The sequence below is a fragment of the Sphaerisporangium sp. NPDC005289 genome (assembly GCF_040607455.1).
Lineage (GTDB): Bacteria > Actinomycetota > Actinomycetes > Streptosporangiales > Streptosporangiaceae > Sphaerisporangium > Sphaerisporangium rhizosphaerae.
The window spans coordinates 19309-43933 of the sequence record NZ_JBEXGS010000009.1; the positions used below are offsets into that span (position 1 = coordinate 19309).

Consider the following 24625-nt stretch of genomic DNA (forward strand, 5'->3'; position numbering starts at 1 on the left):
AAGCCATCCAGCAGCGAGGAGCAGCCGTGCCTTCGTCCCGTGACGTCGTGTTCGTCGACGGCGTGCGCACACCTTTCGGCCGGTCGGGCCCCAAGGGCCTGTACGCCGAGACCCGGGCGGACGACCTGATCGTCCGCGTCATCCGTGAACTGATGCGGCGCAACCCGCAACTGCCGCCCGAGCGCGTCGACGAGGTCGCCATCGCGGCCACCACCCAGATCGGCGACCAGGGCCTGACCATCGGCCGCTCGGCCGCCGTCCTGGCCGGGCTGCCCAAGTCGGTGCCCGGATACGCCATCGACCGCATGTGCGCCGGCGCGATGACCGCCGTCACCACCGTCGCGGGCGGCATCGCCTTCGGCGCCTACGACGTCGCCATCGCCGGCGGCGTCGAGCACATGGGACGCCACCCGATGGGCGAGGGCGTCGACCCCAACCCGCGCTTCATGTCCGAGAAGCTCGTCGACGGCTCCGCCCTGATCATGGGCATGACCGCCGAGAACCTGCACGACCGCTACCCCGAGATCGACAAGGGGCGCGCCGACGCCTACGCGGTCGCCTCCCAGGAGAAGGTGGCCAAGGCGTACGCCAACGGCAAGATCCAGCCCGACCTGGTGCCGATGGCGACCCGCAAGGCCGCGGAAGGCTGGGGCCTGGCCACCGAGGACGAGCCGCCGCGGCCCGGCACCACCATGCAGGGCCTGGCGGCGCTGAAGACGCCCTTCCGCGCGCACGGCCACGTGACCGCCGGCAACTCGGCGGGCCTGAACGACGGCGCCACCGGCAGCATCATCGCCGCCGCGGACACCGCCGCCGAGCTCGGTCTCACCCCGAAGATGCGGCTGGTCGCCTACGCCTTCGCCGGGGTCGACCCCGAGGTGATGGGCGTCGGGCCCATCCCCTCCACCGAGCGCGCGCTGCGCCTGGCCGGGCTGGCCATCGGCGACATCGGCCTCATCGAGATCAACGAGGCCTTCGCCGTGCAGGTGCTGGCCTTCCTGTCGCACTTCGGCATCGCCGACGACGATCCGCGCGTCAACCCCTACGGCGGCGCGATCGCCTTCGGCCACCCCCTCGCCTCCTCCGGCGTGCGGCTCATGACGCAGCTCGCCCGCGAGTTCGGCGAGAACCCGGGGGTGCGCTACGGCCTGACGACGATGTGCGTCGGCATGGGCATGGGCGGAACGGTCGTCTGGGAGAACCTCGCCTGGGAGGGCGGCAAGTGAGCGGCGTCACCGATATCACCGGCATCTTCGACGACGAGGTCGTCACCCACGCCCTGGTCCGCGACGTGCGGCTCCCGGGCGGCGCGGGCACCATGGCCCTGATCACCCTGGACAACGGCTTCGACCACACCAAGCCGAACACCTTCGGCCCGCGCGGCCTGGCCGAGCTGGACAAGGCCCTGGACGCCATCTGCGACCGCACCGACATCGCGGCGGTCGGCCTCACCGGCAAGCCGTTCATCTTCGCCGTCGGCGCCGACCTCAAGGGCGCGGCCCTGGTACGCGGCCGGGAGCAGGCCGAGGCCCTCGGCCGGCTCGGGCACGAGGTGTTCCGCCGGCTCGGCGAGATGGAGGTGCCCTCGTTCGCGTTCGTGAACGGGGCGGCCATGGGCGGCGGCCTGGAGGTGGCGCTGCACTGCACCTACCGGACGATCTCCTCCGGCGTCCCCGCGGTCGCGCTGCCCGAGTGCTTCCTCGGCCTGGTGCCGGGCTGGGGCGGCACGCAGCTGCTCCCCCGCCTCATCGGCCCGGCGAACGCGCTCAAGCTGATCATCGAGAACCCGCTGTCCCAGAACCGGATGATCAAGGGGACCGAGGCGTTCAAGCTGGGCGTCGCCGACGCGGTCTTCGAGCCGGCCGACTTCCTGGAGGAGTCGCTGCGCTGGGCCGCGCACGTGCTCACCGGCGAGGCCGCCGTCTCGCGCCACCCGTTCACCGAGGACGCCGAGGGGTGGAAGGCCGCGGTCGCAGGCGCCAGGACGCTCGTGGACCTCAAGCTGCGCGGCGCCTCGCCCGCCCCGTACCGGGCGCTGGACCTGGTGGAGCAGGCGCGCACGACCGGCCGCGACGCCGGCTTCCAGGCCGAGACCGACGCGCTGGCCGACCTGCTGATGGGCGACGAGCTGCGCGCCGGGCTGTACTCCTTCGACCTGGTACAGCGGCGGGCCAAGCGGCCCGCGGGCGCCCCGGACAAGGCGCTGGCCCGCAAGGTCACCAAGGTGGGCGTGGTCGGCGCGGGCCTGATGGCCTCGCAGCTCGCCCTGCTGTTCGCCCGCCGCCTCGAGGTGCCGGTCGTCCTCACCGACCTCGACCAGGCCCGCCTGGACAAGGGCGTCGGCTACGTCCACGCCGAGGTGGACAAGCTGCTCGGCAAGCGGAGGATCACCGGCGACCAGGCCAACCGGCTGAAGGGGCTGGTCACCGGCTCGCTCACCAAGGACGGCTTCGCCGACGCCGACTTCGTCATCGAGGCCGTCTTCGAGGACCTGGCGGTGAAGAAGCAGGTCTTCGCCGAGGTGGAGGCCGTGGTCTCCCCTGAATGCGTGCTCGCCACCAACACCTCCTCGCTGTCGATCTCGGCGATGGCGGCCGGGCTGCGCCACCCCGAGCGGGTGGTCGGCTTCCACTTCTTCAACCCCGTCGCCGTGCTGCCGCTGCTGGAGATCGTCCGGGCGGACAGGACCGACGACGCCTCGCTGGCCACGGCCTTCGCGGTCGGCAAGGCGCTGCGCAAGTCCAGCGTCCTGGTCAAGGACGCCCCGGCGTTCGTGGTGAACCGGCTGCTCACCCGCTTCATGGGCGAGGTCATCGGCGCCGTGGACGAGGGCACCCCGATCGAGGTCGCCGACCACGCGCTGGACGGGCTCGGGCTGCCGATGACGCCGTTCACGCTGCTCCAGCTCGTGGGCCCGGCGGTCGCCCTGCACGTCGCCGAGACGCTGCACGAGGCGTTCCCCGGCCGGTACGGGGTCTCGGCCAACCTGGCGACGCTCGTCAAGGCCGGCAAGCCGGGCGTCTACGCGCCGGACTTCTCCATCGACCCGGAGGCGCGGCAGATCTTCGAGGCGTCGGGGGCGTCCGGACCGGACGCGGAGCAGGTGCGCGACCGGGCGCTGCGGGCGCTGGCCGAGGAGATCCGCCTGATGCTGGACGAGGGGGTCGTCGCGGCGGCCGAGGACATCGACCTGTGCATGATCCTCGGGGCCGGGTGGCCGTTCCACACCGGCGGCATCACGCCGTACCTGGACAGGACCGGCGTCTCCGCCGCGGTCAACGGCCGCCCGTTCCTCGCCCCCGGCGTGGCCTCCGTCCCCGCCTGAGCCCCTGCCACGGCCGGCGCCGTCAGCTCGAATAGTCCTTGAGCGTGATGGCGTCGGCCTGCTGGAGCCGCTTGACGATCATGCCTCGCCACGGCACGTAAGGCAGCGATCTGATCATCATGTCGCGCATCAGAACGTGCGCCTTCGTCTTGGGGAACAGAAAGCCCGTCTCGCCGCCGCCGGCCCGCGCCTGGGACGCCGTGACGTACCCGCGCATCTCGCGCTCGTACCCGGCGAACCCGGCGCGGTGGTCGCCGCCGGCGGCGGCCAGCTCGCCCGCGAGCACGTACGCGCCCACCAGGGCCAGGCTCGTACCCAGGCCGCTGAGGGCCGAGGGGCAGTACGCCGCGTCGCCCAGCAGGACGGTCCGGCCGCTGGACCAGCGGTCCATGTGGATCTGGCCGATGGTGTCGAAGTAGAAGTCCTGGGCCTCCCACATGGCCTCCAGCAGCCGGGGGACCTCCCAGCCGACGTCCGCGAACCGGTCGGCGATGATCTTCTTCTGCCGGTCGGCGTCGTACCGGTCGTAGGACAGCGGCGGCGAGGTGAAGCCGAACAGCGCCTTGGCCTCGTCCGGACGGGCAGTGGGCCGGATGGCCACCGCGCGGCCGCCGAGCGGGGTGTGGTAGCGGTCCCACCGGTCGTGGGCCACCGGGTAGGGGATGGTGAAGTAGGAGGTGTAGGAGCCGAGGTGGCGGGCGAATCCGGCCTCCTGCCCGAAGACGAGCGCACGGATCGCCGAGTGGATGCCGTCCGCGCCGACCACCAGGCCGAACCGGCGCCTGCCGCCGCCGGCGAACCTCACCTCGACTCCGTCTCCGTCGTCGGCGAGCGCGGTGACGTGGTCACCGAAGATGTACTCGGTGTCGCCGCGGGTGGCGTCGTACAGCACCCGCGACAGGTCGCCGCGCAGGATCTCGATCTCGCCGACCGCGCCCTCGCCGCCGAGGAGCTCCACGGGCATGCTCGCCCGCGGCCTGCCCGAGGCGTCGACGAACGACATGCCGCGCGTGCCGATGCTCGCCCGCCGGACCTCGGCCGACAGGTCCATCCGCCTGACCACCTCGTGGGCGACCCCGCGCAGGTCGATCGCGTGACCGCCCTCCCTGAACGCCGGAGCCCGCTCCACGACGACCGGGTCGAACCCGTGGCGGCGCAGCCAGAAGGCCAGCGCCGGCCCGGCGATGCTCGCACCGTTGATCAGGACACTTCGGTTCATCACAGCCTCCTCGGCCATGTCGGGGGATGTATGTACGGTGTACGGGCCGATGCGAGCAAGGTAGTTTGTACGGTGTACTGACGCAATGAACTGCGACGATGTCCCCATGAGCACTAGTGCGTCAGGAGGCCGGCACACCTCGGACACACTGGGAATCGCCTGTCCACCACCGGCGGCGCCCGCCGGTCGTCGGACGGCGGGTGCTCCTGGTGCACTAGTACGCTCGGCGACGCCCCCCGCGCGCCGCGCCCAGCGGAAGGAGCCCCCGTGGACCGTCCCGGGACACGACCGGAGCCGCCGTACGCCCGGATCGTCCGCGAGCTCCGGCGCCGCATCACCTCCGGCGAGCTGCGCGCCGGAGACCGGGTGCCCTCGACCAGGCAGATCACCAGCGAGTGGGGCGTGGCCATGGCGACCGCCACCAAGGTCCTCGCGACGCTCCGCCAGGAGGGGCTCGTGCAGCCGATGCCGGGCATCGGCACCGTGGTGCGCGTCCCCGAGCCTGTTCCCGTGCGCCACCGTGAGCCCGCGGCGGCGGACGACGGGCGGAACCCGGCCCGCGCGCGCCTGGTCCGCACCGCCATCGAGATCGCCGACGCCGAGGGCATCGCCGCCCTGTCGATGCGCAGGGCCGCCGCCGCCCTCGGCGTGCCCACCATGTCGCTGTACCGGCACGTCCAGGGCAAGGACGAGCTCGTCCTGCTGATGGCCGACACCGTGTTCGGCGCGGAGTTCACGCCCGTTCCCTCCGCCCGCACCTGGCGCGAGCGGCTGGAGCTGGTCGCCCGGCAGCACTGGGCGATGTACCGCCGGCATTGCTGGCTCGCCCAGGTGCAGTCGTTCACCCGTCCCCTGATGTCGCACAACGCGCTCGCGGGCACCGAGTGGGTGATGCAGGGCCTCACCGGTCTGGGGTTGCGGCCGAACGAGCTCCTGCACCTGGTGGTCACCGTGTACAGCTACGTGCACGGCGTGGCCGTCAACCTCGAAGGGGAGGCGCAGGCGCGGCAGGAGAGCGGGGTCACCGACGACGAGTGGATGGCGGCGCAGGCCCCCGCCTTCGCCGGGCTCCTCTCCTCCGGGGAGTTCCCGGCCTTCTCGCGGATCCTGCGGTCCCCGGGGGTCGAGCTGGACCTGGACAGCCTCTTCGAGTTCGGGCTGCTCAGCTTGCTCGACGGCATCGCGGTGCGCGTACAGGCGGCCCGCGGGCGGACCGGCCGCCAGTGACGGGCGAGCCGGGCCTCACCGGCGGCCGGTGGGAGGCGGGCCGCGTTCTCAGGCCATCGGTGAAGGACGAGCCGGGCGGACGGGGCGGTTCGGGCATTCCGGGATGAGCGGACGGGCCGGTTCGGGCATTCGGGAATGAGCGAACGGGGCGGTTCCGGCATTCGGGGATGATGGGGGAATGCTCGCCGACGTCATCCCGTACCTGCTGTGCCCGGTCTGCCGGGGCGATCTCGCCCTGGCCGGCGGTGTGGTGCGGTGCGGGCAGGGGCACGCCTACGACGTCGCCAAGCAGGGGTATGTGAGCCTGCTCACCGGCTCGGCGGCGCCGGGTACGGCCGACACGCCGCCCATGGTCGCGGCGCGGGCGGCGTTCCTCGGCGCGGGTCACTTCGCTCCGCTGGCCCGCCGCCTGCGCGAGCTCGTGCGCCCCGTCCCGGGCGGCGGGCCCGCGGTGATCCTGGACGCCGGGGCGGGCACCGGCCACTACCTGGCCGAGGTGATGAGCCCCGCGGACACGGGCATCGCGCTGGACGTCTCCAAGCACGCGCTGAAGCGCGCCGCCCGGGCCCACCCCCGCATCGGCGCGGTGGTGGCGGACGTGTGGCGCCCGCTGCCGGTCAGGGACGCGTGCGCGGACGTGCTGCTGAACGTGTTCGCGCCGCGCAACGGCCCGGAGTTCGCCCGCGTGCTGCGCCCCGGCGGCACGCTGGCCGTGGTCACCCCGACCTCGCGGCACCTGGCGCCGCTGGTGGAGGAACTCGGCCTGCTGTCGGTGGACGACGACAAGGAGCGGCGCGTCGGGGAGGCGCTCGCGGGCCGCTTCGCCGAGGCGGGGACGTTCGTCGAGGAGGCCGGGATGCGGCTGGACCACCAGGCCGTCGAGACCGTGGCCGGCATGGGCCCGAGCGCCTGGCACACCGACGCGCAGGCGCTCCGACGGGAAATCCTTCGCCTGCCGGACCCGGTGACCGTGCAGATGTCGTGCCGGATCTCTCTGTTCCGTAAGATCGCCTAGGCACATTCGAATTACGAATTTCCCTAACTTTGTAGGCCATCTTCCGTACAGAAGCGACATACTTAACGGCAACCCGCCGATCCCGGTCCGGGAGAGCGTGAGGGAGGGGCACGCCCATGAAGGCCGAGGAACGCTGGCAGGCCAGGTTCCGCGCGGCACGTATGACCCTGCCCACCTGGGCACGGCTGGCCCCGGCCCGCGCCGTGTACCGCTGCAACATCTCCGGCGTGTGGGAGATTCACGCCTGGGACCGCTCGAACGGGACCACGCGCCAGGTCACCAGCCGCCCGCGCGGCACCTCGCACGCCGCCATCGACCCGACCGGCCAGTGGATCTGGTGGTTCTCCGACACCTACGGCGACGAGTTCGGCATCTGGATGCGCCAGCCGTTCACCGGCGGCCCTGAGATGCCCGCGCACCCCGACCTCGCCCCGGGGCACCCGACCGGCCTCGCCCTGTCGGCCGTCGGCACCGCCGCCGTCGGCCGCAGCAGCCGCCACGGCTTCCAGGTGTTCCACGTCCGCGTCGGCAGCGACGAGAAGCCGAGGATGATCTACGAGTCCCGCGAGTTCGCGCAGGTCGCCGGGATCTCGCTCGACGGCTCGCTCATCGCCGTGAGCCACAGCGAGCACGGTGACTCCCGCCACCCCGCCCTGCGCGTGCTGCGGCCGAACGGGCACCTCGCCGGCGACCTGCATGACGGGCCGGGCAAGGGCTTCTCCGGCGTGCGGTTCGCCCCCACCATGGCCGACCGGCGCATCCTCGCCCTGCACGAGCGGCGCGGACGCCGCGAGCCGCTGGTGTGGGACCCGGTGACCGGCGAGCAGCGCGAGATCTGGCTGCGCGTGCCCGGCGAGATCACCGCCGACTGGTACCACGACGGGCGGGCGGTGCTGATCGGCCACAACGACCGCGCCCGCACCGAGCTGTACCGCTACGACCTCGGCGGCGGCCACCTGACGGAGATCAAGACCCCGCACGGCGTGATCCACGACGCGATGCCCCGGCCCGACGGCACGGTCGAGTACTCCTGGTCGAGCGCGGCGCGGCCCCCGATCATCAGGGCCAGCGACGGCCACGTCGTCATGAACCAGTCGGGGCCCTCGGCCCCGCCGTCCGTGCCGCTGGAGGACGTCCACGTGGACGGGCCGGGCGGGCGCATCCACGCCCTGGTCTCGCGCCCGACCATCGGCAACCCGCCCTACCCCACGGTGTTCCTGCTGCACGGCGGCCCGGCGGCGCAGGACGACGACTCCTTCATGCCGAACGTCGCCGCCTGGGTCGACGTCGGCTTCGCCGTCGTGCGGGTCAACTACCGCGGCTCCACCGGCTACGGCTCGGCGTGGCGGGACGCGCTGCGCGGCGACGTGGGACACATCGAACTGGCCGACGTGGCGGCCGTCCACGAGTGGGCCGTGAGCCACGGCGTGGCCGACCCGGACCGCATGGTGCTCGCCGGCGCATCCTGGGGCGGCTACCTCACGCTGCTCGGCCTGGCCACCCAGCCCAAGTGGTGGGCGGCCGGCATCGCCGCCGTGCCGATCACCGACCACGCGGCGGCCTACAGCGACGAGACCGAGGGCCTGCGGGCCTACCACCGGGCGCTGTTCGGCGGCTCACCGCAGGAGGTGCCCGAGCTGTACGCGGCGTCGTCCCCGATCACCTACCTGGACGCGCTCCAGGCGCCGCTGCTGGTGCTGGCGGGCGAGAACGACCCGCGCTCACCGATCGGGCAGATCGAGAAGTACCTGGACAAGCTGGATGAGCGGGGCCACGAGCACGAGGTCTACCGCTACCCGGCCGGCCACGCCAGCCTGGTCATCGAGGAGCGCATCCGCCAGATGGCCGCCCAGATCGACTTCGCCTGCAAGCATCTCGGCATCCCCCAGCCCGCCCCCGCCCCCTCCTCCTGACCCCCGGACGACGACGAAGGGCGCCGCCTCGAAGGCTCCCCGAGCCGCCGAGCGGAGCGAGGCCAATCACACAGCTCTGAGAACCAGGATGGCGAGGTCGTCGGCGCTGGGTTCGATGGCGAAATCCTGGACGGCGCGGCGGATGCGCTCGGCGACGGCGCGGGCGGACAGCTCGGCGCATTCGGCCAGCAGCTTGGACAGCCCGCCGTCGTCGTCCAGCAGCCGGCCGCCCGAGCGGCGTTCGGTGACGCCGTCGGTGACGCCGAGGAGGACGTCGCCGGGCCCGAGATGCACCTGGTCGGCGACGAACTCGGCCTCGGGGAAGACGCCGAGCAGCGACTGGGAGGTGACCACGCTCTCCACGACGCCGCTCGGACGCAGCCGCAGCGCCTCGGGGTGCCCGGCGGAGATGAGCGAGAGGTCCAGGCCGTCGGGGGTGCGGCGGATCTCGCCGTGCAGCAGGGTCAGGAACCTGGCCCGCTCGCCCTCCTCCAGGATGGCCCGGTTGAGCCGCGAGACCACCGAGGCCACGTCGTACCCCTCGCGGGCCAGCAGGCGCAGCGTGTGGCGGGCCAGCCCGGTGACGGCCGCGGCCTGCGGGCCGGTGCCGCAGACGTCGCCGATGGCGAACCGCCAGGTGCCCTCGCCGACGGCGTACAGGTCGTAGAAGTCGCCGCCGACCTCGTTGTTCTCGCCCGCCGGCTCGTACACCACCGAGTAGTCCAGGCCGGGGGTCTCGGCGGGGGTGCCGGGCGGCAGGAGGCTGCGCTGGAGGGCCCGGTTGGCATCGGCCTGCTGGGCGTAAAGGCGCGCGTTGTCCATCGCGAGCGCGGCGCGCCGGCCGAGGTCCTCGGCGAGCTGGGCGACGTCGTCGGGGAAGCGGCCCGCGCGGCCCAGGCACATCATGCCGAGGCTGCGCCCGCGCGCGACCAGCGGGAAGGCCAGTGACTGCCAGTCACCGAGCTGGATCGGCACCGGGGTGAGGTTGTCCACCGAGGGGACCGTGACCTCGTCGAGCTCCTCGCGCAGGCCGTCGATGCGGGCCTCGTCGGCGTGCCACAGGTAGGCCAGGTCGAGCGGCCCCCCGTCGGAGCCGGTGGTGTACACGGCGCACCAGGTGGCCAGCCGCGGCACCACGATCTGGGCGATCAGGGCGGGGACCATGTCGGGGTCGAGCGTCCCGGCGAGCAGGTCGCTGGCGTCGGCGAGGAAGCCCAGCCAGCCGGGCCCCTGCGAGGTGCGCTTGCCGGTCCAGTCGGCCACCGGGCGCGAGGCGTCGCCGGCGCCGGGCAGGGCTATGCGGGCCCAGCGGGTGCGGTGCGCGCCGGAGAAGCTGACCCCCCAGACAGCGACGGAGCTGGACGGAGGGACCACCGGAACCTCTCCGGCCTCCTTCTCTCGCACCTCTATCTGGAGTGAATCTCCCTGATGGACCCATACAATCTCAAAAGGGACATCGCCGATTTCGGAGACGAGCTCTCCGGTCAGCCGCTCGGCCTCCATGCTGATGGGCGCGGCCGCCCAGGCGGTCATGACCTCGCGGGTGAACCGCGCGGCTGAGGGTAGGGCCGTCCTGCCGGGCGCGAAAGACGCGGCCAGCACACCCCGGGAAGAACTTGTCATTACACCGTGCTTACCACAGTCGGCTGTCACACGCGGTCGATCGACAGGGCGACCGCACAGCGTCCTTCATGCCAGACTGGCACTACTCCGCATCCCGCCCGAACAGCGTGAAGGAGGCTTCATGAAGGGTACCCCGACCGTGGGAGCCGGTTCGGAGCGGTCGTACACCGAGTCCGATCTCCGGCCGTTCCTGGAAACGCTGATGTCCTGGCGCGACGGCGACTTCAGGAAACGGGTCCCCTTCGCAGCCCCCGGCATCCTCAGCGAGACCAGGCTGTTGCTGAACGAGGTGGCCGATCGCCGCGAGCATCTGGCCAACGAGCTGATCCGCGTGAGCCGCGAGATCGTCAAGGAAGGGCGTTCCAGCGTCCGCCTGGTCCCCGGCCCCGGCGTCGGACTGTGGGCCGAGAGCGTCCATTCGGTCAACGACCTGATCGACGCGCTCGTGGGCCCGGTGAGCAGCGCCGCCGACGTGCTGGACGCCGTCGCCCAGGGCGACCTGTCCCAGCGCCTGGAGGTCGGGCGCACGGCCAAGGGCGAGGCGCGGCGCCTCGGCAAGGCGATCAACGGCATGGTCGACCAGCTCTCCCTGTTCAGCTCCGAGGTGACCCGCGTCGCGCGCGAGGTCGGCTCGGAGGGCCAGCTCGGCGGCCGGGCGAACCTTCGCGGCATGTCCGGAAGCTGGCGCGACCTCACCGAGGCCGTGAACACCATGTCCAGCCGGGTCTCCGCCCAGGTCCGCGACATCGCCGTGGTGACCACCGCCGTGGCCCGGGGCGACCTGAGCCGCAAGGTCACCGTCGACGCCGTCGGCGAGATGCTGGAGCTCAAGAACACCGTCAACACCATGGTCGACCAGCTCTCGGCCTTCGCCGAGGAGGTCACCCGGGTCGCCCGCGAGGTCGGCACCGAAGGCGAGCTGGGCGGCCAGGCGCGGGTGCGCGGCGTGTCGGGCGTCTGGAAGGACCTCACCGACAACGTCAACGTCATGGCGAGCAACCTGACCAGCCAGGTGCGCGGCATCGCCACCGTGGCCACGGCGGTCGCGCAGGGCGATCTGTCCAAGAAGATCACCGCCGACGCGCGCGGCGAGATCCTCCAGCTGAAGACGACCCTGAACACGATGGTCGACCAGCTTTCGCTGTTCGCCGATGAGGTCACCCGGGTTGCCCGTGAGGTCGGCACCGAGGGCCAGCTCGGCGGGCGCGCCGAGGTCAAGGGCGTCTCGGGGGTCTGGAAGGACCTCACCGACAACGTCAACTCCATGGCCAACAACCTCACCTACCAGGTGCGCAACATCGCCCAGGTCACCAAGGCCGTGGCCGGCGGCGACCTGTCCAAGAAGATCGACGTGGACGCCCAGGGCGAGATCCTCGAGCTCAAGTCCACGATCAACACCATGGTCGACCAGCTCTCCTTGGTCGCCTCCGAGGTGAGCCGCGTGGCCCGCGAGGTGGGCTCGGAGGGCCAGCTCGGCGGCCAGGCGCAGGTGCACGGCGTGTCCGGGGTCTGGAAGGACCTCACCGACAACGTCAACTTCATGGCCAACAACCTGACCTCCCAGGTGCGGCAGATCGCCGCCGTCTCCACCGCCGTGGTCCAGGGCAACCTGTCCAAGAAGATCACCGTGGACGCGCAGGGCGAGATCCTGCAGCTCAAGGACACCGTCAACACGATGGTGGACCAGCTTTCGCTGTTCGCCGACGAGGTGACCCGGGTGGCCCGCGAGGTCGGCACCATGGGCCAGCTCGGCGGCCAGGCCCGCGTGCGCGGGGTGTCGGGCGTCTGGAAGGACCTCACCGACAACGTCAACTCCATGGCCACCAACCTGACCTACCAGGTGCGCAACATCGGCGAGGTCACCACGGCGGTCGCCAGGGGCGACCTGTCCAGGAAGATCGACGTGGACGCCCAGGGCGAGATCCTCGTCCTGAAGACGACCATCAACCGCATGGTCGACCAGCTCTCGTCGTTCGCCTCGGAGGTCACCCGCGTGGCCCGCGAGGTGGCCTCCGAGGGCCAGCTCGGCGGCCAGGCCCGCGTCGAGGGCGTCCAGGGCACCTGGAAGCAGCTCACCGAGAGCGTGAACGAGCTGGCCAGCAGCCTCAGCACGCAGGTGCGGGCCATCGCCGAGGTCACCAGCGCGGTCGCCCGCGGCGACCTGACCCGCTCGATCACCGTCGAGGCGCAGGGCGAGCTGGCCGACCTGAAGGACAACATCAACACGATGGTGTCCAACCTGGTCGCCACCACCAAGGCCAACCAGGAGCAAGACTGGCTCAAGAGCAACCTGGCCCGCGTCTCGCGCCTGATGCAGGGTCACCGCGACCTCATGGAGGTCGCCAAGCTCATCATGACCGAGCTCACCCCGCTGGTCTCGGCCCGCTACGGCGCCTTCTACATGGTCGAGAGCCCGGCCGACGACGAGCTCACGCTGATCGCCGGGTACGGCGTGCGACCGGGGCGCAGCGCCCGGCAGAGCTTCAAGTTCGGGCAGGGCATCGTGGGCCAGGCGGCCTCCGAGGGCCGGCCGATCGTGCTGGACGACGTGCCCGCCGCCTACCTCACCATCGAGTCCGGGCTGAGCCGGTCGACGCCCGCGCAGATCGTCGTGCTGCCGGTCCTGTTCGAGAAGCAGGTGCTCGGCGTGCTCGAGCTGGCCTCCTTCAGCCAGTTCGGGGAGGCCCACCTGGCCTTCCTCAACCAGCTCGTCGAGACCATCGGCGTGACGATGAACACCATCATCGCCAACTCCCGCACCGAGGGCCTGCTCACCGAGTCCCAGCGGCTCACCACCGAGCTGCGCGAGCGCTCCGACGAGCTGCAGCGCCAGCAGGAGGAGCTGCGCCGGTCCAACGCCGAGCTGGAGGACAAGGCCGCGCTGCTGGCCAAGCAGAACCGCGCCATCGAGATCCAGAACTTCCAGATCGAGCAGGCCCGCCGCACCCTGGAGGAGCGCGCCGAGCAGCTCGCGGTGTCCTCCCGCTACAAGACCGAGTTCCTCGCGAACATGTCCCACGAGCTGCGCACCCCGCTGAACAGCCTTCTGGTGCTGGCCAAGCTGCTGTCGGAGAACGCCGAGGGCAACCTCACCGCCAAGCAGGTGGAGTTCGCCCGCACCATCCACGGCGCCGGGTCGGCGCTGCTCCAGCTCATCAACGACATCCTCGACCTGTCCAAGGTCGAGGCGGGCCGCATGGACATCCACCCGCAGCAGCTCTCGCTGCCCAAGCTGGTGGAGTACGTCGAGGCGACGTTCGCGCCGCTCGCGCAGGACAAGGGCCTGTCGTTCACCGTCGAGGTCGACCCCGAGGTGCCCGAGAACCTGCACACCGACGAGCAGCGCCTGCAGCAGGTGCTGCGCAACCTGCTGTCCAACGCCGTCAAGTTCACCCCGAAGGGCGAGGTGCGGCTGAACATCAGCCGCGCGGACGACGGCGTGCCGTACATCGACCGCACTCTGCGCGACAACGACGAGATCCTGTCGTTCTCGGTGGTGGACACCGGCATCGGCATCGCGCCGGAGAAGCTCGAAATGATCTTCGAGGCGTTCCGCCAGGCCGACGGCACCACCAGCCGCAAGTACGGCGGCACCGGCCTCGGCCTGTCCATCTGCCGCGAGATCGCCCGCCTGCTCGGCGGCGAGATCCACGCCAGGAGCGAGGCGGGGCACGGCAGCACCTTCACGCTGCACCTTCCCATCCGGTACGCCGGTCCGCTCGACGGCAGTAACGGAGGCGCGGCGATCTCGCCGTCCCAGCACCAGCAGCAGGACCGCCCCGGCATCGACATGGCCTCCGAGCTGCCGCGCATGCCCGAGATCGAGGAGGACACGCGGCTCCCGCAGCTCAACGAGAGCGTCGAGGCCCGCGTCTGGCAGGGCGACGACCCGCTGAACGGCGCCAAGATCCTCATCGTGGACGACGACATCAGGAACGTCTTCGCACTGACGAGCGTGCTCGAACGGCACGGCTCCACCGTCGTGTACGCCGAGAACGGCCGCGAGGGCATCGAGCAGCTCGAACGCAACGAGGACGTCGCCCTGGTGCTGATGGACATCATGATGCCCGAGATGGACGGCTGGGCGACCACCTCCGCCATCCGCCGCATGCCGCAGTTCTCCGACCTGCCGATCATCGCGCTCACCGCCAAGGTGATGCAGGGTGACCGGGAGAAGAGCATCTCCTCGGGCGCGTCCGACTACGTGCCCAAGCCGGTGGACGTCGACCGGCTGCTCGAGCGCCTGCGGGGCTGGCTGACGCGCGGCGGCCGGGTGCCCTCGGGTGACAACAGGGAAGGTCGCGGTTGATGCCGGACAGAGCCAAGATCCTGCTGGTCGACGACCGCGAGGAGAACCTCATCGCGCTCGAGGCCATCCTCAGCTCCCTGGACGTGGTCGCCGTGCGCGCACGCTCGGGCGAGGAGGCGCTGAAGGCCCTGCTCAGCATCGAGTTCGCGCTCATCCTGCTCGACGTGCGCATGCCCGGCATGGACGGCTTCGAGACGGCCGCGCACATCAAACGGCGCGAGCGCACCCGCAACATCCCGATCATCTTCCTGACCGTGGTCGACAGCGCCCCCGACTACGCCTTCCGCGGGTACGCCGCGGGCGCCGTCGACTACCTCACCAAGCCCTTCGACCCGTGGGTGCTGCGGGCCAAGGTGTCGGTGTTCGTCGAGCTGTACAACATGAACCGCCGGCTCACCGAGCAGGCGGCCCTGCTGCGCGAGCGGCTGACCGTCGAGCTGCCCGACGGGGTGGGCGCCGAGGTGCTGCCCGAGCTGTCGCGGCGGCTGTCGGCCGTGGAGGACGAGCTGGCGCGGGTCGAGGAGCAGGTGTCGCAGGCCAACGGCAGTACCTCGCTGGCCGGCCCGGTCAAGGACCTCTCTGAGCGCATCCTGCACCTGCGGGCGGGCTTCGACGCTCTGTCATAGGCCGCGGAGCCACGGCCGCGGAGCCGGTCGCAGGCCGCGGAGCCATGGCCGCGGAGCCACGGCGCCGGATCGGGACCCCGGCACGGCCCGCCGCGCCGGCCAGGAGCCCGCGCGGCCCTTCTGTTCGCAGGGAGCGTGCCCGGGTCAGCGGCGGGCGCGTTCGAGCGCGTCCCAGAACCCCCGGCGCAGGGCGTGGCGCACCTCGTCGTGGAGCAGGAAGTCGATGGGCAGCGAGGAGCCCTGGAGCAGCCGCGCCTCAAGGTCGGAGGGCATGCGCGGCTTGCGGGCCAGCACGGCCTCCAGCCACAGGGCGGGGGCGTCGCGGGCGACGGACTCGCCGAAGTCGTGACCCTCCTTGTGCGCGGCCTTCACCGCGTCGGCCAGCGTGGTGGTGCCGGGCGTGCTCTGGACGGGCACCGGAGCGGGCTGGGGGCCGGTGTAGGGGCCGAGCTGGGGCCCCGGGTAGGCCGGGCCACCGGAGCCGCCGATGCTGTACTGGCCCGGCACGGCCGGGGGCTGCGGCGGGACGGGCGCGGCCATCGGCCCGGTCGGCGGGCCCGAGGACGGCGCGGAGTGGGATGACGGGCGCGACTCGGAGGCGTACCCGGAGTAGGCGGCGGGGAGCGCGGGCTGCGAGGAGCGCTGTGCGCCGGCCTGCGCCGAGGCCGGCCCCTGCGAGCCCGAGGCGTGGGAGCCGCCGCCGTGCGCACCGGTCGAGTGAGCGCCGCCGGCGCGGGGACCGGCGCCCGGTGAGCGCACCGGGAGACCGCTGGAGGTGGTCCCGCCCAGGCCGGCGGCGGACGGGCCCCCCTGGGCCGCACCGCCGGACCGAGAGCCGCCGGAGGCGAGGCCGCCCCCGCCGGACGAGAGCTCTCCGGGACGCCCTGAGCCGGACGACGGGCCGGAGTCGACGCCGGCCCGCCCCTGCGACGCACCACCGGAGGCCGGGCCGCCGGAACCGGCGGAGGGGGCGGGTGTCAGGTCGGTGATCGCGGGAAAGCCCATGGTGAGCCCGCCGCCCGCCGACAGGTCGCCGGACGCGGGACTGGAGGGCATCGTGCCGGACGCCGGACCGCTCGAGGTCAGGCCGCCGGACGACAGGCCACCGGACAGGCGCGAGCCCTGGCCGTGGGAGTCGCCCGCCTGGCCCGCCGTGGCGCCCTCCCGGCCGAGCGAGCCGGACCCGGCGGAGCTCGGGCCGAGCCTGCCCGCACCGGCGGGCGGCCCCTGCGGTTCGGCGGCGCGCGGGCCCTGCTCGGTGGTGAAGGCGTGGTGGTCGGAGCCGAGCCGCCCCTGCCCGGCCGGCGAGGACGAGTAGTCGCCGCCGGACCCCTGCGTGCTCTGGTAGTCCGGAGCGAGGGAGCCGTGCCCGGCGGAGCCGCGATGATGGCCGGACGGGCCCTGTCCGCCGGCGGCGCTCGCGTAGTCGTCGCCGGAACCCTGCCCGCCCGAAGCCAGGTGGTAGTCACCGCGCGCCCCGGGCACCGGCGAGGAGCCCTGGTAGTCGCCGCCACGGGACGCCGGCCCCACCGACGAGCGCGGATGGTCACCACCGGACCCATGCCCGGACGACAGACCCTGGTAGTCGCCGCCGGACCCCTCCCCGGATGACAGACCCTGGTAGTCACCGCCGGACCCCTGCCCGGACGACAGACCCTGGTAGTCACCGCTGGAACCCTGCCCGGGCGACAGGGCCCGGTAGTCGCCGCCGGAACCCTGCCCGGCCGGCGAGCCGTGGTGGTCGTCGCCGGAACCCTGCCCGTCCGAAGCCAGGCGGTAGTCCTCGCGGGCCCCCGGCACCGGCGAGGAGCCCTGGTAGTCGCCACGGGACGCCGGCACCTCGGCTCCGGAACCCGGCACGGACGACGAGGGCGGGTAGTCGGCCTCGCGGGCGGCCTGCCCGGGCGAGGGAGGGTAGTCGCCGGAGCCATGCCCGCCGCCGGAGCCGCGCGTGTCCGGCCCCACCAGCGAGGCCAGCGAGGCGCGGCCCGAGGAGGACTGATCGTACGGAGGGGGCGGGGCCGGGGACGGATCGGCCGCCGGAGGGGCGTGCGAACCGGCGGGAGGGGCGTGCGAGCCCGCGCCGAGCGCGTGGGGTGCCCGGGCCTCGGACGGCGGCCGGCTCTGGTGGTGGGCGCGCGAGCGGCCGTTGCTCACCGGCTGCGGCAGGCGGTGGCCGTTGCCGGAGGTGGCGCCGCCGTCGGCGGGACCGGCGACGTTGCCGGTGACCAGGTTGACGTAGGGCCGCAGGTGGCCGCCGCCGATCTCGATGAGGTCGTCGCACTCTTGCTGGAGCGTGCGCGACACCGCCCAGCCGCCCTCGGCCGCGATGTGGATCACCGTGACGCGGATGCCGAGGTCCTGGGCGTCGCTGACCACCTGGGCCAGGTCCTCGTCGCCGCTGACCACGACGGCGTCGCAGATGGCGTTGTTGCGGGCGAGGGTCATCAGGTCGCGGTGGACCTGGGCGTCCACGCCCTCCCTGCGGCCGGGCCTGATGCGGGCGAGGCGCAGCTTGAGCCCGGGGAGGTCGGCGAGCGCGTCGTGCTCGGGGGTGCGCCGGCCCTCGACCGTCGCCTCGTACCAGTAGCAGCGCAGCAGCGGCAGGTCGGTGCGCTCGCGCGCGAGCGTTGACAGCAGATCCAGCAGGCCGGGATAGTCCCAGGCGACGGCTTCGCGATGGCGGGTCCCATGCACGGCCATCGCGCCGTCCGCCAGCAGATAGCCAGCGTCCACGAACAGCGCGCAGCGATCCACGCGACACCGCCCTTTCTACATGGCCCAGGTCCGATGGCAGCCGAAGCCCGGCCCTATCTCAGGGTAATGAAGCCACTGATCGTGCGAGGGTGAATCCCGGCGATTCGGCCCGCGCCTGACCATATCGAGGAACGTTCACGCCAGACCGTATCAGTTTGCCTCCTATTACCGACCTGGGGTGATAAACGAGTGGCCCGCCGGTCGAGTCCATTCGGGACTCTCTAGGCTTGCCCCATGAGCGACCGTGAGAATCTGCTGGACGAGATCAAGAAAAAGGGCGTGGTGCACGGCCGGGTCGTGCTCTCCTCCGGGCGCGAGGCCGACTGGTATGTGGATCTTCGGCGTATCACGCTGGACGGGGTCGCCGCCCCGCTCGTCGGCCGGGTGATGCTCGACCTCACCGACGATCTGGAGTACGACGCCGTCGGCGGGCTGACGCTCGGCGCCGACCCGGTGGCGGCGGCCATGCTGCACGCGGCGGCCGCGCGCGGGCGCGCTCTGGACGCCTTCGTCGTCCGCAAGGCGGGCAAGGCGCACGGCTTGCAGCGCCGCGTCGAAGGCCCCGACGTGGCCGGCCGGCGCGTCCTGGCCGTGGAGGACACCTCGACCACCGGCTCCTCGGTGCTCACCGCGGTGGAGGCGCTGCGCGAGGCCGGGGCCGAGATCGCGGGGGTCGCGACCATCGTCGACCGCGGCGCGGCGGCGGCGATCGAGGCGGCCGGGCTGGCCTACCGCACGGCCTACACGCTGACCGATCTCGGTCTGGACTGACAGGTCAGGGCGCCGGGCGGCGCTTGACGGTGAGGGTCTGGCGCTCCCCGGGCTTGCCTGGGGAGCGCGGCTCGCCGTTGATTTCGACGTACACGGTGGAGGCGTCGCCGAGCACCACATCCAGGGCGGGCTGGAAGTACGCCGCCCGCTGGCCGCTGGACAGGTCGCGGTCTTCGACCACGTCGCCCCCGGTGACCCGGACGAACAGCGGGCAGCTGTCGGCGTGGCACTCGACGAACACGGTGGGCACCTCGGCGCCCGAGGCGGTCCGCGCGGCGGTCGCGACGGGGGACACGGAAGTGGACCCGGAAGTGGACCCGGAAGTGGACCCGGAAGTGAACGCGGACGGGGACGTCGCCGTGGACGGAAGCAGGTCGGCGGCGGGGGGCGCGGTCGTGGCGGCGGCGCCCGTCGGCGCCGGTTCGGCGTCGGAGCTCAGCGAGCCGACGAGGGACAGGACGCCCAGTACGATGAGCCCGAGCAGCACCAGGATCGCCAGGCCCACGAGCAGCAGGCGGGCGAAGCCCAAAGGGTCGGACCTGTGGCGTCCCACATATCGCAGGTTAGCGCTTGTGCGGCCCCCGATGGCCGCTAACCAGGAGTTCCTCGCGCACCGGCATGGCCGCCGGTGACCGCGCGCGGCGGGGCCGGCGGCGCCGCGGCCGGACGTCCTTGGTCACCGGCCCGGTGACCAAGTGCTTCTAGAACGGCGGAGCAGCGTCGCGGTGGTGGCGTCCGCGGGGCTCGGTGACCGGGCCGGCGATCGGGTCGGCGAGCGTCTTGGGCTCTCTGCGGCTCTTGATGATCTCGCGGATGATCGGGATCACCGACAGGAGGATGATCACCGCGGCGCCGGGCAGGATGTAGCGGTCGACGTTCGGGATGGCGTTGCCCGCGAAGTAGCCGATGAGCAGCATCGACTCGGTCCACAGGACGCCGCCCACGACGTTCCACAGGAAGAACCGGGGAGCAGGCATGCCGAGCATGCCGGCCACCGGGTTGAGGAACGTGCGGACGATCGGGATGAACCTGGCCAGCACCACGGCCTTCGACGGGCCGAACTTCTGGAAGTAGTGCTCGGCCTTCTCGACGTACTCGCGTTTGAACAGGCGTGAGTCGGGCCGGGAGAACAGCCGCGGGCCGGTCTTGGCGCCGATGTAGTGGCCGAGCTGCGCCCCCGCGACCGCGCACAGCGGCGCGCAGACCAGCAGGACCGGCAGCGGGAACGGCGCGGCGAGGCCGACCGAGGAGGCGACCGCCGCGGACGCCCCCATGCCGGCGACCACGAGCAGCGAGTCACCGGGCAGGAAGAACCCGATGAGCAGGCCCGTCTCGGCGAAGATGATCGCCAGGATGCCGATGAGCCCGAAGGTGACGATCCACCACTGGGCGTCGAGAAGATTTGTGAGGTCCATCACCGACGAGGGTACCGCTGGCAGGCGGCTCCGGGGTGCGAGAGGGTAGTACCTGAGGGCGAAGACCACGATGTCGGGGCGGCCCGCACCGGGCCGGTACACCCGACCGGCAGGTGAACGGAAGGGAACGCCGGGCCCAAACAGGAGCCGGGCTCCTCCTTCCTGGAACGCCGCCGCTTCGGAATACTTGCCCAAGGGTGCGTTGAGCCCTCCACCAGCCTGTTCGTTCCTCCTAGGGAGATGACTTCCGATGCCTATCGCGACCCCAGAGGTCTACGCCGAGATGCTCGACCGGGCCAAGGCCAATGGTTTCGCATATCCGGCGATCAACGTGACCTCTTCGCAGACGTTGAACGCCGCGCTGCGCGGTTTCGCCGAGGCCGAGAGCGACGGCATCATCCAGGTGTCGACCGGCGGCGCCGAGTACCTTTCGGGCTCGACGGTGAAGGACATGGTGACCGGGTCGGTCGCGCTGGCCGAGTACGCCCGCGTGGTGGCCGAGAAGTACCCGGTGACCGTGGCCCTGCACACCGACCACTGCCAGAAGGAGAAGCTCGACAACTTCGTCCGGCCGCTCATCGAGATCTCGCTCGAGCGCATCGCCCAGGGCAAGGACCCGCTGTTCCAGTCGCACATGTGGGACGGCTCGGCCTGCCCGCTGGACGAGAACCTCCAGATCGCCCGTGAACTGCTCGAGAAGGCCAGCGCGGCGAACATCGTCCTGGAGGCCGAGATCGGCGTCGTCGGCGGCGAGGAGGACGGCGTCGTCGGCGAGATGAACGAGAAGCTCTACAGCACGCCCGAGGACGCCCTGGCCACCGCCGAGGCGCTCGGCCTGGGCGACCGCGGCCGCTACATGCTGGCCGCCACGTTCGGCAACGTGCACGGCGTCTACAAGCCGGGCCACGTCAAGCTGCGCCCGAGCGTGCTGAAGGACATCCAGGACGCCGTCGGCGCCAAGTACGGCGTCGAGAAGCCGTTCCACCTGGTCTTCCACGGCGGCTCCGGCTCCTCGCTGGAGGAGATCCGCGAGGCGATCTCCTACGGCGTGGTGAAGATGAACATCGACACCGACACCCAGTACGCCTTCACCCGCCCGGTCGCCGACCACATGTTCCGGAAGTACGACGGCGTGCTGAAGGTCGACGGCGACGTGGGCAGCAAGAAGGACTACGACCCCCGTTCCTGGGGCAAGTCGGCCGAGGGCGGCATGGCGGCGCGCGTGAGGGAGGCGTGCGAGCACCTGCTCTCCGCCGGCACGCGCCTGTCCTGACCCAGTGGCGATCTTCCAGTAGAAGACCGCCCTGACACGCATGGAACGGGCAGGTCGCATGACCTGCCCGTTCCATGGGAATTTCCTGAGAGAAAGCGTAAAAAGAGATGACTACGCGGCTGATGTAACGATTAAGTGGTTAGCATGAGCTAAATGTTCATCTCCTCCCGAGCGCACCCATATGTGTGCGGTGCCATCGGAAAGTGGGATGCACGCGTGGTGGACCGGCTGCTGTCGGCCTCACCGCGAGGGCTCGACGAAGTGCACCGTTCCCCGCTCGCCGTCCTGTGGTCGACCGGCGAGCCCGAGAACTGGTCGTCCGGTCCCCGTTCGGGATTCCTGTGGTGGTCCCAGGCCGGCGGGCTGCCGCAGCCGCACTCCTGGCAGGACGCCGCCGAGCGCCGCATGGCCGCCGGGCTGGTCGTCGACCGGCGGGACGCCGTCCTGCACACCGACGCCCTCGGCCTCAACGAGCTGCTCGTCCGTCCCCTCGGGGACGCCCTCTACTTCTCCGCCCGCCTCGACCCGCTCGTCCGGCTGGACGACGCCCCGCTCCACATGGACTGGTCGGCGTGGGCGAACCTGCTGGTGATGTTGACGCCGCTCGCGGAGGAGACGCCGTTCCGCGAGATCAGGCGCCTGGCCCCGGCGACCGCCTGGCGAGCCGGCCTCGGAGCGGGCGGGCCGCGCGTGGAGAGCTTCGAGCCGGCGTGGCTGTCGGCCGGCCCCGGCAAGCCGCCGGCGCCCGAGGACATGGTGGACCTGATCGCGGCGCGCATCCCGCACCGCGCGGGCCCGGTGGCGATCGGGCTGAGCGGCGGCTGGGACTCGCGGCTGCTGGCCTCGCTCGCCGCCCGCCGGCCCGGCGCGCGGCTCGAGGCATGGACGACCAGCACCGACGACGGCCTGGACCTGGACATCTCCCACGCCCGCGCCGTGGCCGCGGCGCTCGGCCTGCCGCACCACGTGGTGGTCCCGGGTCCGGAGGCGTGGCTGGAGGAGCACCGGGTGGTGTGGCGGCGCACGGAGTACCAGACCATGCACCACGGCTGGGCGATGCCGTACGCGCGGGCCGTGCACGGGCTGCGGGCGCCGCTGATCGACGGCTGCCTCGGCGACGGCCTGCTGAGAAGGGGCGGCCCCGCGCCCGGCGAGGACGGCGCGGGCGCCGCGGGCGCCGGCGCGGGCGAGCGGGCGCGCGCCGCGATCTGGCGGTCCCTGTCCGGGCACTTCCCCCGGCACCCGGAGCTCTGGGCGTCTGGGGTGGGCGACGCCCTGGCCGACCTGAGCCTGACGGCGTTCCACCGGGTGACGCGCCCGGTGGAGGGGCACCACGCCATGCCGGTGCTGGCCCGGCTGCTGACCCGCTACCGGGGGATCTACTCCTCGCCGACCCGGCTGCTCGGGCCGGAGGCGGAGGTGTGGCTGCCGTTCGCCGGGCCGGACGTGGTCACCGCGGCCCTCGGCGTCCCGATGTCCGCGCGCGAGGACCACGCGTATTACCGAGCGATGCTCGGGTACGGGGCACCGGATGTGGCCGCGCTCCCCTCCACCAACGACCCCGGCGACCGGCCCGCGCCCGGACCCCGGCGCGCGACCACCCCCGCCGCGCTCGCCGCGCTCGCCGCGGACATCGCGGCGAGCGAGGAGGCGCGCACGCTCCTTGGCCCGCGATTACTCGCGACCCTGCACGACCCCGAAGCACGCGCGCGACAGGCGCGCTGGTCGGGACCGCTCTACGTCCTTCAGTGGGCGAGCATGCTCGCTCGCTGGCGCGGTGAGTACGGCTCCCGCGTCTCCTGGGAGCCCTTTACCTGACACTGCATACTCTGGGATCCCCTGCCTGAAACATCCAGAAAGGGAACATATGCGGACATTATCCCCACGCCTCCTGCTGATCATCAGCGGCGCCCTCGCGGCCGCCGTCGTGATCACGCTGGTGCTGCTGTCCGCTACGGGGGCCGTCCCCCCGATCACCGCGGTGGAACTGGCCCTGTCCGTCCTGACCCTGGCCGCCGCCGCCGTGATCGTCCTCGGCGCGCGCAGGACCGACGGCAAGGCGCTGCGCATCGACGCGCGGACCAAGCGCCAGGAGGCCGCCCTCGCCCGGACCGAGCAGAGCGTCACGCGCCTGACGACCGCGCTCGACGGGCTCGCCGGACGCTTGGAGGACGCCGCCCGGGAGCAGTCCCGCACCGTGCTGGCGGCGCTCGGCGAGGACCGCGTGGAGCTCACCGCGCAGACCGGACGGCTCGACCGGCTCGCCGGCACGGCGTCCCGCATCGAGACCACGCTGCGCCAGGGCGCCGGCGACCTTGAGGACCTGCGCAAGCTCCGGCACGACCACGAACAGCTCACCGCGCTCACCAGCACCGCCGTCCGCGACCTCGGCGACCGGCTGGAGGCGCTCGCCGGAGCGGTGCGGGACGGGCACGCGGACCTGGCCCGGTCGGCCCGCCACGACTACGCGCAGCTCGAAGCGCTCATCGACGTGCGGGCGCTGCTGGAGCCGCGCGCGCCGCTCCCCCGGCTGCGCGGCTGGGCGGCCTCGCCCGACGTCCTGCGCCTGCTCGTGGAGCGCGTCGCGGCGGACCACACCAAGCTCATCGTGGAGTGCGGCAGCGGGGCCTCCAGCGTCTGGCTCGGATACGCCGTCCAGCGGTTCGGCGCGGGACGCGTCGTCGCCCTGGAGCACGACGAGCGCTTCGCCGAGGCCTCCAGGGACCTGGTCGCCGCCCACGGCCTGCAGGACGTCGTCGAGGTGCGCCACGCCCCGCTCACCACCTGGACCGCCCCGCGGACCGACTCAGGCGAGGCCGGCGCCTCCGGCGGCGAGAGCTGGCCCTGGTACGACATCGGCGCCGTGGAGGACCTGCACGGCGTCGGCCTGGTGTTCGTGGACGGCCCCCCGGGGGCCACCGCCCCGCTGGCGCGCTACCCGGCGCTGCCGGTGCTGCTGCCGCGCTGCGCGGCGGACGCCTGGTTCGTGGTGGACGACACCGTCCGCCCCGACGAGCGCGAGGTCGCCGACCGCTGGCTCAGAGAGCACCCGGAGCTGACCGGCTCCGCCTACCCGGCCGAGAAGGGCGCCATGATCCTCAGGCGGACCCCCCGATGAACCCCCCGCACCGTCGCGGCCGCCGTGATCCTCA

The 24625-nt window shown here is 72.3% G+C and carries 16 protein-coding genes; 11 read left to right on the forward strand and 5 right to left on the reverse strand.

Annotated features, from left to right (window positions below):
* Window positions 1–26 precede the first annotated feature (26 nt).
* Together ABZT47_RS17455 and ABZT47_RS17460 are read left to right on the forward strand one after the other, a co-directional pair.
* Entirely contained in the window at window positions 27–1226 is a 1200-nt protein-coding gene (locus ABZT47_RS17455; protein ID WP_354842456.1) for a thiolase family protein, read from the forward strand.
* Window positions 1223–3325: a 3-hydroxyacyl-CoA dehydrogenase NAD-binding domain-containing protein gene (locus ABZT47_RS17460; RefSeq protein WP_354842459.1), complete on the forward strand. Its 2103-nt coding sequence runs from the start codon at window positions 1223–1225 to the stop codon at window positions 3323–3325. The genes ABZT47_RS17455 and ABZT47_RS17460 overlap by 4 nt, the downstream gene beginning before the upstream one ends.
* A 22-nt stretch (window positions 3326–3347) precedes the next feature.
* Here the strand turns inward: ABZT47_RS17460 and ABZT47_RS17465 are convergent, their stop codons facing one another.
* Window positions 3348–4544, reverse strand: coding sequence for an FAD-dependent monooxygenase (locus ABZT47_RS17465; protein ID WP_354842461.1), 1197 nt, complete (start codon window positions 4542–4544; stop codon window positions 3348–3350).
* A gap of 267 nt (window positions 4545–4811) precedes the next feature.
* On the opposite strand from ABZT47_RS17465, the gene ABZT47_RS17470 reads away from it, so the two are divergent.
* The 3 genes from ABZT47_RS17470 to ABZT47_RS17480 all read left to right on the forward strand — a co-directional run bounded on the left by ABZT47_RS17470 (window position 4812) and on the right by ABZT47_RS17480 (window position 8699).
* A complete protein-coding gene (locus ABZT47_RS17470; protein WP_354842464.1) occupies window positions 4812–5771 on the forward strand; it encodes a TetR/AcrR family transcriptional regulator C-terminal domain-containing protein in 960 nt (319 codons plus the stop codon).
* A 178-nt stretch (window positions 5772–5949) separates the two neighbouring features.
* Window positions 5950–6786, forward strand: coding sequence for a putative RNA methyltransferase (locus ABZT47_RS17475; RefSeq protein WP_354842467.1), 837 nt, complete (start codon window positions 5950–5952; stop codon window positions 6784–6786).
* Window positions 6787–6902: 116 nt separating this feature from the next.
* Window positions 6903–8699: a prolyl oligopeptidase family serine peptidase gene (locus ABZT47_RS17480; protein ID WP_354842470.1), complete on the forward strand. Its 1797-nt coding sequence runs from the start codon at window positions 6903–6905 to the stop codon at window positions 8697–8699.
* A 66-nt stretch (window positions 8700–8765) separates the two neighbouring features.
* Here ABZT47_RS17480 and ABZT47_RS17485 read toward each other — a convergent pair whose 3' ends face one another.
* Window positions 8766–10232, reverse strand: coding sequence for a SpoIIE family protein phosphatase (locus ABZT47_RS17485; protein ID WP_354842473.1), 1467 nt, complete (start codon window positions 10230–10232; stop codon window positions 8766–8768).
* Window positions 10233–10443: 211 nt separating this feature from the next.
* On the opposite strand from ABZT47_RS17485, the gene ABZT47_RS17490 reads away from it, so the two are divergent.
* Window positions 10444–14631, forward strand: a complete 4188-nt coding sequence (locus ABZT47_RS17490; RefSeq protein ID WP_354842475.1) for a HAMP domain-containing protein — start codon at window positions 10444–10446, stop codon at window positions 14629–14631.
* Window positions 14631–15257 carry a response regulator gene (locus tag ABZT47_RS17495; RefSeq protein ID WP_354842478.1) on the forward strand — a complete coding sequence of 209 codons (627 nt, stop codon included), beginning with the start codon at window positions 14631–14633 and terminating at the stop codon, window positions 15255–15257. Before ABZT47_RS17490 ends, ABZT47_RS17495 begins: the two co-directional genes overlap by 1 nt.
* Window positions 15258–15401: 144 nt before the next feature.
* Here ABZT47_RS17495 and ABZT47_RS17500 read toward each other — a convergent pair whose 3' ends face one another.
* Window positions 15402–18014 (reverse strand): NYN domain-containing protein, encoded by a 2613-nt coding sequence (locus tag ABZT47_RS17500; protein ID WP_354842481.1) that lies wholly within the window; start codon window positions 18012–18014, stop codon window positions 15402–15404.
* Between the two features lie 234 nt (window positions 18015–18248).
* Between ABZT47_RS17500 and pyrE the strand changes: the two genes are divergently transcribed.
* Window positions 18249–18785, forward strand: coding sequence for an orotate phosphoribosyltransferase (gene pyrE / locus ABZT47_RS17505; protein WP_354842483.1), 537 nt, complete (start codon window positions 18249–18251; stop codon window positions 18783–18785).
* Window positions 18786–18789: 4 nt separating this feature from the next.
* On the opposite strand, the gene ABZT47_RS17510 is transcribed toward pyrE, so the two are convergent.
* On the reverse strand, window positions 18790–19338 hold the full coding sequence (locus ABZT47_RS17510; protein ID WP_354842486.1) for a hypothetical protein: 549 nt from the start codon (window positions 19336–19338) through the stop codon (window positions 18790–18792).
* A gap of 148 nt (window positions 19339–19486) precedes the next feature.
* Window positions 19487–20200, reverse strand: coding sequence for a VTT domain-containing protein (locus tag ABZT47_RS17515; RefSeq protein WP_354842491.1), 714 nt, complete (start codon window positions 20198–20200; stop codon window positions 19487–19489).
* A 250-nt stretch (window positions 20201–20450) separates the two neighbouring features.
* Between ABZT47_RS17515 and fbaA the strand changes: the two genes are divergently transcribed.
* The 3 genes from fbaA to ABZT47_RS17530 all read left to right on the forward strand — a co-directional run bounded on the left by fbaA (window position 20451) and on the right by ABZT47_RS17530 (window position 24591).
* Complete coding sequence (gene fbaA, locus ABZT47_RS17520; protein ID WP_354842494.1) at window positions 20451–21473, forward strand: class II fructose-bisphosphate aldolase; 1023 nt, start codon at window positions 20451–20453, stop codon at window positions 21471–21473.
* Window positions 21474–21689: 216 nt separating this feature from the next.
* On the forward strand, window positions 21690–23291 hold the full coding sequence (locus ABZT47_RS17525; protein ID WP_354842497.1) for an asparagine synthase-related protein: 1602 nt from the start codon (window positions 21690–21692) through the stop codon (window positions 23289–23291).
* 49 nt (window positions 23292–23340) lie between these two features.
* Window positions 23341–24591, forward strand: coding sequence for a class I SAM-dependent methyltransferase (locus ABZT47_RS17530; RefSeq protein WP_354842500.1), 1251 nt, complete (start codon window positions 23341–23343; stop codon window positions 24589–24591).
* The last annotated feature ends 34 nt before the right edge of the window (window positions 24592–24625 follow it).